The 10638-nt window shown below is 63.3% G+C and carries 10 protein-coding genes; 4 read left to right on the top strand and 6 right to left on the bottom strand.

What is annotated here, in order from left to right:
* Positions 1 to 195: 195 nt before the first annotated feature.
* Complete coding sequence (locus OKW45_RS04825) at positions 196 to 1182, bottom strand: ABC transporter substrate-binding protein (RefSeq protein WP_184008341.1); 987 nt, start codon at positions 1180 to 1182, stop codon at positions 196 to 198.
* 181 nt (positions 1183 to 1363) lie between these two features.
* A complete protein-coding gene (locus tag OKW45_RS04820) occupies positions 1364 to 1966 on the bottom strand; it encodes an alpha-ketoglutarate-dependent dioxygenase AlkB family protein (RefSeq protein WP_018420768.1) in 603 nt (200 codons plus the stop codon).
* 140 nt (positions 1967 to 2106) lie between these two features.
* On the opposite strand from OKW45_RS04820, the gene OKW45_RS04815 reads away from it, so the two are divergent.
* Positions 2107 to 2691 (top strand): malonic semialdehyde reductase, encoded by a 585-nt coding sequence (locus OKW45_RS04815; protein ID WP_429466281.1) that lies wholly within the window; start codon positions 2107 to 2109, stop codon positions 2689 to 2691.
* A 58-nt stretch (positions 2692 to 2749) separates the two neighbouring features.
* Here the strand turns inward: OKW45_RS04815 and OKW45_RS04810 are convergent, their stop codons facing one another.
* Entirely contained in the window at positions 2750 to 3097 is a 348-nt protein-coding gene (locus OKW45_RS04810) for a hypothetical protein (protein ID WP_018420766.1), read from the bottom strand.
* A 392-nt stretch (positions 3098 to 3489) separates the two neighbouring features.
* On the opposite strand from OKW45_RS04810, the gene OKW45_RS04805 reads away from it, so the two are divergent.
* The 3 genes from OKW45_RS04805 (at position 3490) to OKW45_RS04795 (ending at position 6254) form a co-directional block, all read left to right on the top strand.
* Complete coding sequence (locus OKW45_RS04805; protein ID WP_018420765.1) at positions 3490 to 4653, top strand: metallophosphoesterase; 1164 nt, start codon at positions 3490 to 3492, stop codon at positions 4651 to 4653.
* A 476-nt stretch (positions 4654 to 5129) separates the two neighbouring features.
* Positions 5130 to 5837: an MgtC/SapB family protein gene (locus OKW45_RS04800; RefSeq protein WP_429466279.1), complete on the top strand. Its 708-nt coding sequence runs from the start codon at positions 5130 to 5132 to the stop codon at positions 5835 to 5837.
* 162 nt (positions 5838 to 5999) lie between these two features.
* Positions 6000 to 6254 carry a GlsB/YeaQ/YmgE family stress response membrane protein gene (locus OKW45_RS04795; protein ID WP_018420763.1) on the top strand — a complete coding sequence of 85 codons (255 nt, stop codon included), beginning with the start codon at positions 6000 to 6002 and terminating at the stop codon, positions 6252 to 6254.
* A gap of 104 nt (positions 6255 to 6358) precedes the next feature.
* Here OKW45_RS04795 and scpC read toward each other — a convergent pair whose 3' ends face one another.
* The 3 genes from scpC to OKW45_RS04780 all read right to left on the bottom strand — a co-directional run bounded on the left by scpC (position 6359) and on the right by OKW45_RS04780 (position 10606).
* Positions 6359 to 7858, bottom strand: a complete 1500-nt coding sequence (gene scpC / locus OKW45_RS04790; RefSeq protein ID WP_018420762.1) for a succinyl-CoA:acetate CoA-transferase ScpC — start codon at positions 7856 to 7858, stop codon at positions 6359 to 6361.
* Between the two features lie 177 nt (positions 7859 to 8035).
* Positions 8036 to 8254 carry a hypothetical protein gene (locus OKW45_RS04785; RefSeq protein WP_429466277.1) on the bottom strand — a complete coding sequence of 73 codons (219 nt, stop codon included), beginning with the start codon at positions 8252 to 8254 and terminating at the stop codon, positions 8036 to 8038.
* Positions 8255 to 8392: 138 nt separating this feature from the next.
* On the bottom strand, positions 8393 to 10606 hold the full coding sequence (locus tag OKW45_RS04780) for an FUSC family protein (RefSeq protein ID WP_429466275.1): 2214 nt from the start codon (positions 10604 to 10606) through the stop codon (positions 8393 to 8395).
* Positions 10607 to 10638: the final 32 nt, after the last annotated feature.

Raw genomic sequence — 10638 nt, 5'->3', positions numbered from 1 at the left:
GCGCATGCTCCTGAAAAGAGACCGCCCGCTGCGGAAGAAAGCAGCCCGGGCGGTCAGGCACCACTGGAGAAACCTGTTCGATGCGTCCGTACTACACATCTCCTTCGCGCCGTGAGCCCGTTGGCCCCGGCGCCTGAACACCGCACACGCCGCGGCGCTTGCGCGAGCGCTGCCGCGGCGACGTTGCGCGCCGCGTCAGTACTTACGCGACGGCAGAGTTTGCGCGGCCACGCTCATCGGGAAGACAGTCTCCTGAGTCAGGATGCGCTTCGGCAGCGGCTTGCCAGCCACCACGTCTTTCACCGCCGACATCAGCTGCGGTCCGAGCAGCGGACTGCACTCGACGTCGACGTTCATCTTGCCGGCGGCCATCGCCTGGAAGCCGCCCTTGGTTGCGTCGAACGAAACCACCACGACGTCCTTGCCCGGATGCATGCCGGCTTCTTCCATCGCCTGGATCGCGCCGAGCGCCATGTCGTCGTTATGAGCATAGACGACGTTGATCTTGTTGCCGTAGGTCTTGATGAACGCTTCCATCACCTGCTTGCCGCCGGCGAGCGTGAAGTCGCCGCTTTGCGACGCGATGATCTTGAACTTCGGATCGCTCTTGATCACTTCGATCAGACCCGCGTGGCGGTCGTTGGCCGGCGCGGAGCCGACCGTGCCTTGCAGCTCGGCGATGTTGACCGGACCTTTATCGTCCTTGTAGTGATCCGCGAGCCAGTGGCCGCCGCGCCGTCCTTCTTCGAGGAAGTCCGAGCCGATCATCGTCACGTACAGCGACGTGTCCTTCACGTCGATGTTGCGGTCGGTCAGGATCACCGGAATCTTCGCGGCCTTGGCTTCGAGCAGCACCGGTTCCCAGCCCGATTCGACGACCGGCGAGAACGCGATCACGTCGACCTTCTGCGCGATATACGAGCGGATCGCCTTGATCTGGTTTTCCTGCTTCTGCTGAGCGTCGGAGAATTTGAGGTTGATGCCGGCGTCCGTCGCCGCGGACTTCACCGATTCGGTATTCGCGGTGCGCCATGCGCTTTCCGCACCGACCTGCGCAAAGCCGAGCGTAATTTTCTTGTCCTCGGCATGCGCGCCGGGCGTGGCCAGCGTCAGCGCTCCGAGACTCGCGGAAAGCGCGAGCGCGCCCAGAGCGCGACACGCGGCACGTCGTGTATTCGCCATGACAGTCTCCAATCGTTGTTGTGTAGACGACCCAGCGGTCTGCCCGGCCCTCGCGGCCCTCACGGCGCATGGATCGTGATGTAGCGTACTGTGCGAGGCGTTAACCGTCCAATCATATGATTCGCGCCCTCGATATCAATTCTGGTATGGCGCGCCGGTCAGAGCATTGCCGCTCGCTGCCTCAGGTCGGCGTCACTCTCGGAGTGACCCAGCGAAACGTCAGATTGATGCGCTCGCCGCTCACGCGCGGCTCCTTCGGCACCCGATGACGCCACTGCGCCTGGGTGTCGCCCTTCATCACGAGCAGGCTGCCGCCCTTCAGCGAGAACGATTGCACGACGCCGCTGCGGTTGTGCCGCAGATCGAACCTGCGCGCGACGCCGAGGCTCACCGACGCGATCACCGGTTGCTTGCCGAGTTCGAGCTCGCGGTCCGCGTGCCAGCCCATGCTGTCGGCGCCGCTGCGGTAACGATTCAGCAGCACGCTGTTAAAACGCGCGCCGCTGGTCGCCTCGACGGCCGCCTTCAGTTCGGCGACGGCGGGCGTCCATGCTTGCGGCACGTTGCGGATGCCCGAGTAGACGTACACCGCGTCCGGCTCGCCCTGCCAGGCGGTCAGACGCGGCAGTGCAACACGGCCGGCGGGCGTGCCCATCATGTCCTGGCGCCATTGCACTTCGTCGATCAGTCGGGCCAGCAGGCGTTCGGCGTCGGCCGCCGCGAGCCAGTCTGGATACCAGTCGACGTCGGGCGTCGGCAGGTCGTTGAATAAATCAGTGCTCATCGGAATGTCTGGATGCAAGCGGACAAGTCAAAACCTTGACTATTATGGCGACACCGGCTCACCCGCTGATTCACGCGCGTTGCTCTTTCATTCGACGCGGCTCTCCGCGTTCCCTCTGTTCTTTCGCACGGACTACTTCCATGACACTTTCCGATCAGGCGCTCGCGCAACTCTTTCGCGACGCGCGTACGCACAATGGCTGGCAGAACAAGCCGATCGACGACGCCGTGCTGCGCGAACTGATGGAGCTCGTACTGCTCGGCCCGACCTCGGCCAATTCGAGTCCGGGCCGCTTCGTGTTCGTCAGGACGCCGGAGGGCAAGGAGAAACTGCGCCCGGCGTTGTCGGCTGGCAATCTCGAGAAGACGATGGCCGCGCCCGTCACGGTGATCGTCGCCATGGATATGGCCTTCTACCAGTATCTGCCGAAACTGTTTCCCCATGCGGATGCGCGCAACTGGTTCGACGGCAACGAGCGGTTGATTGCGGACACGGCGTTTCGCAATTCGACGCTGCAAGGCGGGTATCTGATTCTCGCGGCGCGTGCGCTCGGTCTCGACACTGGGCCGATGTCGGGCTTCGATCAGGCCAAGGTCGACGAAGCGTTTTTTGCGGGCACGACGCTGAAGTCGAACTTCCTGATCAATCTTGGCCACGGCGATCCGTCAAAGCTGTTTGCGCGCAGCCCGCGTTTTTCGTTCGACGAAGCGGCGCGCATAGTGTGACGGGGCGTTGATGATGGATGGCGCGGCGGGTGCGCACCACGCGCCGGATCGGATCGCGTCAGGTCAGCACCGCGACATAAAAGACCACTGTGCCGATCAGCGCGCCGATGAAGCAGAAGCCCTCTTCGGCTTCGTCGCCATTCGAGCGCAGCCACGCGCCGACCGCACCGAACAGGCCCGCGATGCCGAGCGCGACGCACACCATCACGACGTCGAACAGCGCGCTTTTGCCGAGTTCGGAGAAATCGATGTTGCGTACGCCGACGTAAAGCGCAATCGCCATCAGCGAGATGCCGACGAGCGGCAGCATCACGTGGCTGCCCTCGTGCCCGACATGATGCTCATGATGCACATGATGCACGTCGTGCGCGTGATGCCACAGGTGGCCCGATTTGAGCAGCTTCATGGTGTGCCTCCCCCGCCCGATCTTTCCCGGCGACAGAACCAGTCATGGCCGAAGCGCCCTACGCTGCCCCGACAACAAGCTGGCTTGTTTCAAGCATACTCCACGCATGAATACAATTCAAAGCCCATTTAATTCGCTTGCATAGGCATTGAATGCGTGGCGCGCGGCCCTGTAAGTATGTGCTGAGCAGGGAATGCGCCTGCCCCGGCGAACACTTTCGTGGCTCGTCCCGGCGGCTTCGGGGCCGGCGTGTCTTGCGGTGCGGGAGCACGAATTTTGCGTGCTACGGCAAGGGGCTGAACATGTCGGTAGAATGATTCGCCGCGTTCCGTCAACCCGATCGCCGCCGCGCTATCGCTGCCCTTCGGCCCCTTCCCGCCCTGATCCTTTTTATGCGACGTTCATCGTTTCTTGTCCGTATCATCCTGATTGGCATCCTGCTGCATATCTACGTCGGCTTGCGCCTGATTCCCGACATGCCGATCACCGCGGCCGGCCGCGGGCTGTGCGCGCTGTGGCTCGTGCTGTCGATCTACCTGATCCCGGTCGGCATGATGGCGCGCGGCTTCAAGCGCCAGCCGCTCGGGGACCGGCTCGCGTGGGTTGGCCTGCTCGCGATGGGCTTCTTCTCGTCGCTGCTGGTACTGACGTTCGCGCGCGACCTGGTGCTGGCGTCGCTGCTGACGATCGACGCGATCTGGCCGAACACGCTCACGATCGCGCATTGGCGCACCGGCTCGGCGGCGGCGGTGCCGCTGCTCGCGCTGCTGTCGACGCTGATCGGCCTGTTCAACGCGCGCCGTCGCGCGCGCGTCGTCACAATCGACGTGCCGATCGACGATCTGCCTGCCGAGCTCGAAGGCTTCACGATCGTGCAGATCAGTGACATCCACGTCGGCCCGACGATCAAGGGCCGTTATGTCGATGCGATCGTCGACGCGGTGAACCGGCTCAAGCCGGATCTGATCGCGGTGACGGGCGACGTCGTCGACGGCAGCGTGCCGCAGCTGAGCCGGCATACGCAGCCGCTGTCGCGGCTCGCCGCGCGGCACGGTGCGTTTCTCGTGACCGGCAATCACGAGTACTACTCCGGAGCGAACTCGTGGATCGCCGAATTCCGCCGGCTCGGCTTGCGGGTGCTGCTGAACGAACACGTGATCGTCGACCATGACGGCGCGCGCGCCGTCATCGCCGGCGTCACCGATTACTCGGCGGGTCATCACGACCCCGCGCATCGCAGCGACCCGGTCGCGGCGCTCGCCGGCGCGCCTGGCGACGTGCTGATCAGGGTGCTGCTCGCGCATCAGCCGCGTTCGGCCGAAGCGGCCGCGGCGGCCGGCTTTACGCTGCAGTTGTCGGGTCATACGCACGGCGGTCAGTTCTTTCCGTGGAATTTCTTTGTGCGCCTGCAACAGCCGTTCACGGCAGGCCTCGCGCGCCTGAACGGACTCTGGGTTTATACGAGTCGCGGTACGGGCTATTGGGGTCCGCCGAAACGACTCGGTGCACCTTCGGAAATCACGCGCTTGAGACTCGTGCCGGGCGAACCGGATTGAACTCAACATTCGCAGTCCGGAGCAATTAATTACGGCCTGTCTACGATACGGCTGTAGCAAACCCACATGCGCACTCTCCGCCGATCGCGGCTTGACTGAACTTTGCGCCCCCCTCTACAATCCGCGCAATTCTTTTAACCGGAATCACGATCTTGGACAGTAGCAGCTGTACCAGCCGAGTATCGATTTGCCCGCTCGCCTGAGCGGCAGGATTTCCGCGTCAGGTGTCCCTGTCGCCGTCCTGCCCTCGGGCTCGATGGCGCACGTCGCTCTCATTTCATTGTCATTCGCGTACTGTCGGTGAAGCGCAGCGTGGCTCGATGCCATGCCGATGCCGCACGCTTCCGGCCACTGCACGAGTGTGCGCGCGTATTTCGTTCCACCCTCATGCGCTTAGCGTGCACGAGGTAGACGACCTGACGTTCGCACGCGTAGGCTTCACCCTGCGGCAGCACGCACGCCAACCTTTCTGAACGATGACACTCGAATTCTTTCTGCGGCTTCTGACCGCTTTTGCTTGCGGCGTCGCGATTGGCCTCGAACGACAGATGCGCCAGCGCACTGCGGGCCTGCGCACGATCACGCTCGTGGCGAGCGGCGCGTGCCTGTTCGTCACGCTCGGCATGCTGACCGGCAACGGCGTCAGCGGCGTCACGCAGATTGCCGCCTATGTGGTGTCCGGCGTCGGCTTTCTTGGCGGCGGCGTCATCATGCGCGACAAAGGCTCGATCCAGGGGATCAACACCGCGGCGACGCTGTGGTGCTCGGCGGCCGTCGGCGTGTTGAGCGGCGCGGGACATTACGGACCGGCGCTCGCGGGCACCGCGGTCGTGCTGCTGGCCAACACCGCGCTGCGTGAAGTGAGCCGGATGATCAACTCGACGCCGGTTTCAAACGCCGACCTCGTACGCGAGTACGTGCTGACGATCGTCTGCCGCGAAGCCGACGAGATTAACATTCGCGCCGCGATTTCCAACTCGATGTACTCGGCGCCGCTGTCGTTCCAGAGCCTCACGAGCGAGGATGTCGAGGACGAACCGGCGCGCATTCGAGTGACGGCGACGCTGACGATGCATCCGAAGGATCAATCGAAGCTCGAACAGATGGCGAGCCGCCTGAGCATGGAAAAGAGCGTGTCCAGCGTCAGTTGGACCGCGCGGGAAGCGGAGCCGACGCCCGAGTGAAGCGCGGCGCGTAAGTCTCATTTGTTCGCGCGCATCGTCTACACTTAGCTGGCAGCAGATTCAGATAATGTTAATTCCGCGTCGTGAACGTGGACGGTCCCATAACCTTCGACTAAGCTCTGTCACCGTGAATTGTTCACACTCAACCAGGGAGTCTCGAATATGGAACACGGCATCATCGCATGGATCATCATCGGCGCGATTGCGGGCTGGCTCGCGGGTGTGCTGGTCAGGGGCGGCGGCTTCGGCCTGATCGTCGACATCATCGTCGGGATCATCGGCGCGTTCATCGGCGGGTGGCTCGCCGGCGTGCTGCATATCTCGCTTGGCGGCGGCTGGATCGGCTCGATCATCACCGCGTTGATCGGCGCGGTCATTCTGCTGTTTATTATCCGGCTCGTGCGACGAGGGTCCTGAGCACGCCATCCGACGTCATGAAGCGCCAGCGGGTTCGAATCGCTGGCGCTTTTTTATGGTCTGTTGCTTCTGCTTTTATCGCCGCGGTCGTGGCCGCCGCAGAATCAGGCCGGCAGCATCGACCCCGTATCGCGCAGCCGCGTATGCCATGCAAACGCCTGATCGAGGCAATGCGGCGTCTGCCCTCCCCAAAGCAACGCATCGCGGTAATAGTCGCGCAACAGCTCGCGATACCGCGGATGCACGCAATGCTCGATGATCAGCGTCGCACGTTCGCGCGGCGCTAGGCCGCGCAGATCGGCCAGACCCTGCTCGGTGACGACGACGTCGACGTCGTGTTCGTTGTGATCGCAATGCGGCACCATCGGCACGATGCTCGAAATGCGGCCGTCCTTCGCGGTCGACTTGCTCGCGAACACCGCGCACGACGCATTGCGCGCAAAGTCGCCCGAACCGCCGATGCCGTTCATCATATGCGTGCCGCCGACATGCGTCGAATTGACGTTGCCGTAGATATCGAATTCGAGCGCGGTATTGAGCGCGATCAGACCGAGCCGCCGAATCACCTCGGGATGGTTGCTGACTTCCTGCGGACGCAGCAAGAGCCGGTCGCGATAGCACTCGATATCGCCGAATACCTGCGCCTGCCGCGCGGCCGACAACGTGATCGACGCGCCGGACGCGAACGCGACCTTACCGGCGTCCATCAGATCGAACGTCGAATCCTGAAGGACTTCCGAATAAATTTCGAACACCTCGAAAGGCGAATCGACGAATCCCGCCAGCACCGCGTTGGCGATCGTACCGATGCCTGCCTGCAGTGGCGGCAACTGCTTCGGCATGCGGCCACGCGTGACTTCGTGCTGGAAAAATTCGATCAAATGACCGGCGATCAACGCGGTTTCCCGATCCGCGGGCAAGACCGTGGACGGGCTGTCGGCCATGTCCGTGATCACGATCGCCGCGATTTTCTCGGGCGGAATCTTGATAGCGGGTGTGCCGACGCGATCCCGCGCGCGCACGATCGGCAGCGGCTCGCGATGCGGCCGGCGCCCCGGAATCCAGATGTCGTGCAAGCCTTCGAGCCCGAGCGGCTGCGCAAGATTGATCTCGACGATGACCTTGTCCGCGAGAATCGCGAAGCTCGCCGAATTCCCGACCGACGTCGTCGGCACGAGACCGCCGCTCTCCGTGATCGCGGCGGCTTCGATGATCGCGACATCGAGCTTGCCGAGCTGGTTTGCGCGCAGCATCTCGACGGTCTCGGACAGATGCTGATCGACGAACATCACTTCGCCGCGATTGATGGCGTCGCGCAGCGTCTTGTCTACCTGAAACGGCAGACGGCGCGCGAGCACATGCGCTTCGGTCAGCATGCGGTCAACGTCATGACCGAGCGAGGCGCCAGTCATCAACGTGATGCGCAGCGGCTCGCCCAGCCGGCGCGCACGCTCGGCGAGCGCGACCGGCACGGCCTTCGCGTCGCCCGCGCGCGTGAAGCCGCTTGTGCCAACCCGCATGCCGTCGTGAATCAGAAGCGCCGCGTCGGCTGCCGTGGTGATTTTTCCGCGCAGCGCGGCGCAGCGAATTCGGTCTTCGTACATGAAAGGGAGTCTCTCCATAGTCGCCAGCTCCGTCTACTGGTGCGCACGTCTGCGGTGTGCTTCGCTCAATAGACGGTTGCCGCACCCGCCGCGGCGTCTCGATCGGACGGCGTCGCGAGCAGGTGTTGGGTCGCGCGATAGGGTCCGCGACAGGTGTTCCGCGTGAGGCAGCCGGACTCAGCTGCCGAAGTAGATGTTGCAGAAGCTCATCGGGCCGACACATTCATCAGCCTTCGCTTTCGGCGCTTCCGCATGCTTGCGCGGCACAACCTTATCGACGCGCTGGCCATCCGCTTGCGCAACCTGCTGCTCCGGCGCGGCCGGCGCCGTCTGTGCATAGGCGGCAGCAGCGGTGGACAAAGAACAGGCAATCAGGACCATCTTCAACACTTTCATCTCGTTCTCCAGGACTTACGACTACTGCGACGAATACTGCGAGGCAGTGACGAAACTATATGACCACCACCTACGCGAATAAACGGGGCCGCCCGGAAGGGATCTTTCCATCTGGCAGAAAGATCCACGCAGCATTGCTCAGCGACGATTGAAGGGCGCGTCCTTGTCGAGCAACGCGCTGCGAATGAAGTGCAGACAGCTCAAGATACGTTGCAGATCGTGATGCCGGTCGCGCTCGGCGTGCACTGCCTGCAGCATGTCTTGCGCGAGCCAGGTGGCCGAGCGCACGGCGACGAGTGCGCGTTCGAGCGAACGTGGACCTGGGCGTTGGAAGAGCCGGGCGAGATCGTCGCACGTGTGTTCGATCACGCCGCGCCAACGCGGCTGAAGCATGTCGGCATGATCGGCGCGTGCGGTTTCGTTGCGCAGATCGATGACGGCGTGACCTACTTCGATCGTCGCGAGCATCCAGCGAAGTGCGTCGCGCCGTCGTCGTGAACGGTGCGTCAACAGCACGCGCAGTTGCGAAGTCAGATCATGCGTGCCCGCCTGGAAACGTAGGTTCAGACCCGGCAGCGCGTCCTTGCATGCCGACACCGTTTGCGCTCGCAGGTCGCCCTTGATCCGGTCGATGAGCCAGCGCATATCGGCGGGAAAGACCACCGCGAAAACAACGGCTGCGAGCAGCATCGACGCGCTCAGCGCGATGCCGTTGTTGATCAGCAGATCGGGCACGTAGCCGACGACGTTGTCCGGCCCGGCCAGCAGACAGAAGAACACCGAAAAGCCGATGCCAAGCCCCGCCGCGCCGCGACGGGTCGCAATGAATGCGCCGAGCGCGAGCACCGGCGCGAGTACCGCGCAAAGCAGCGGGAAACCATCGATGTTCGGATACACGTAGCACATGAACACATAGCCGGCCAGCGTCGCGAGCACCGCGCCGATCGCCATCTGAATGGCCATTCTGGTGGCGCCTGGCGCAGTGGACGTCAACGCACAGGCCAGCGTCGCGCCAATCACGGCGAGGCCGCCGCTCGGCCAGTTGGTCGCGATCCAGAACGCACCGGCGATTCCGATGACGACAGCCGAGCGCAGGAACGTGAACAGTACGACGAAGTGGTTTGTGCGGCTTATAGGTCTGCTTGCGCGGTGGCTCTTAGTTGGGCTTGAACTGCATCGTAGGCGGTGCTCCCGGCTTGCTGTTTTTCGCCACAAGCATGCATAGGTTAGCGAATAGTTTATCCATTCGCCCACGAATCGATACAGCAATTCGGCTGCCGAGTCGAAGTCCGCAAGCGATTCCGCGGACGCGGCTTCGAGCGGCCGCCTGGTTTCGCGTACCCGGCGTGGCAAGCTCGCTCGAAAGTGGCGCAGGTCGGCTGCTGCGCGCGATGCTTCGACGCCGGCTTCAGCTTGTGCTTCGAACAAGGCTCGCAGTTCGTCGAGGTACGGACCGACGGCCGCGAGTATCGACACAGCGTGGCTGGCGCGCAACCGTTTGAGCAACTGATTCAGCGCATGCAGACGCGCGCACGCATCCATGAATTCGCGGTTCAGACGTGCCAGATGCGCACTGCGCGAGCGCATCGCCGGATCTTCGAATGCGACGAACGTGCGGGTTGCTTCGAAGCCAGCGATTTCGTCGACGAAATCCGCGAAACGCCGTTCGAACTGATTGCGCTCGAGCCCGCGTGCGAGCACGTCGACAGCAAACGCAGTAAAATTCGCGTACCTGAGCTGAAGGTTACGTCGCAGCGCAAGGATCGAGCGCTGGGGCAGCAGCAACGCGCTGACCGCGCTCGAACACACGATGCCGACCGCCACTTCCGCCGCACGCGTGAGTGCGGCGAGGAACAGTCCCTGAGGCGTCGTCACATTTGGAATGCCGATCAGCGCGGCGGTGTAACCCGCGAGCACAAAACCGTACCATCTGAAATGCCGATACCGGACCGCCGCAGCAATACAGGCGCTCACCCACACGATCATGCCGAGCATGTACAGTTCGGGCTGCTGAACGAACAGCCCGCCGAGCAAGAGCGCGGCCACGGTCCCTACTGCCGTTCCGAGAATCCGGTAGAAGCTCTTCGCGAGCACCATGCCGCTGAACGGTTGCATCAACACAAAGACAGTGGTCATCGCAATGCGCGGCTGCGGCAGATCGAGCAGCATCGCGATGCCCAGCGCCAGCAGACCGGCGGTGACCGTCTTCAGCAGATGCAGCCAGGTCAGGCCGTCGCTGCTAGCCCAGTCGCGCGCGGCGCGATTGAGTTTGGCTCGGCTGAGTCGTCGACGCATGACGCCGCCCGGACCGAAGAAATCCGCCGACGGTTCGATCGCATGATCGGGTTTCATCCGAAAACAGTGCACCCCACGTGGTCGCTGAG

It is taken from the genome of Paraburkholderia lebeckiae (genome assembly GCF_050436225.1).
GTDB lineage: Bacteria > Pseudomonadota > Gammaproteobacteria > Burkholderiales > Burkholderiaceae > Paraburkholderia > Paraburkholderia tuberum.
This window is presented reverse-complemented; position numbering and strand designations above follow the sequence as displayed.

Excerpts from the sequence above, each read along its gene's own strand:
- OKW45_RS04825 (WP_184008341.1), bottom strand. The coding sequence starts at position 1,182 with ATGGCGAATACACGACGTGCCGCGTGTCGCGCTCTGGGCGCGCTCGCG.
- OKW45_RS04820 (WP_018420768.1), bottom strand. The coding sequence starts at position 1,966 with ATGAGCACTGATTTATTCAACGACCTGCCGACGCCCGACGTCGACTGG.
- OKW45_RS04815 (WP_429466281.1), top strand. The coding sequence starts at position 2,107 with ATGACACTTTCCGATCAGGCGCTCGCGCAACTCTTTCGCGACGCGCGT.
- OKW45_RS04810 (WP_018420766.1), bottom strand. The coding sequence starts at position 3,097 with ATGAAGCTGCTCAAATCGGGCCACCTGTGGCATCACGCGCACGACGTG.
- OKW45_RS04805 (WP_018420765.1), top strand. The coding sequence starts at position 3,490 with ATGCGACGTTCATCGTTTCTTGTCCGTATCATCCTGATTGGCATCCTG.
- OKW45_RS04800 (WP_429466279.1), top strand. The coding sequence starts at position 5,130 with ATGACACTCGAATTCTTTCTGCGGCTTCTGACCGCTTTTGCTTGCGGC.
- OKW45_RS04795 (WP_018420763.1), top strand. The coding sequence starts at position 6,000 with ATGGAACACGGCATCATCGCATGGATCATCATCGGCGCGATTGCGGGC.
- scpC (WP_018420762.1), bottom strand. The coding sequence starts at position 7,858 with ATGTACGAAGACCGAATTCGCTGCGCCGCGCTGCGCGGAAAAATCACC.
- OKW45_RS04785 (WP_429466277.1), bottom strand. The coding sequence starts at position 8,254 with ATGAAAGTGTTGAAGATGGTCCTGATTGCCTGTTCTTTGTCCACCGCT.
- OKW45_RS04780 (WP_429466275.1), bottom strand. The coding sequence starts at position 10,606 with ATGAAACCCGATCATGCGATCGAACCGTCGGCGGATTTCTTCGGTCCG.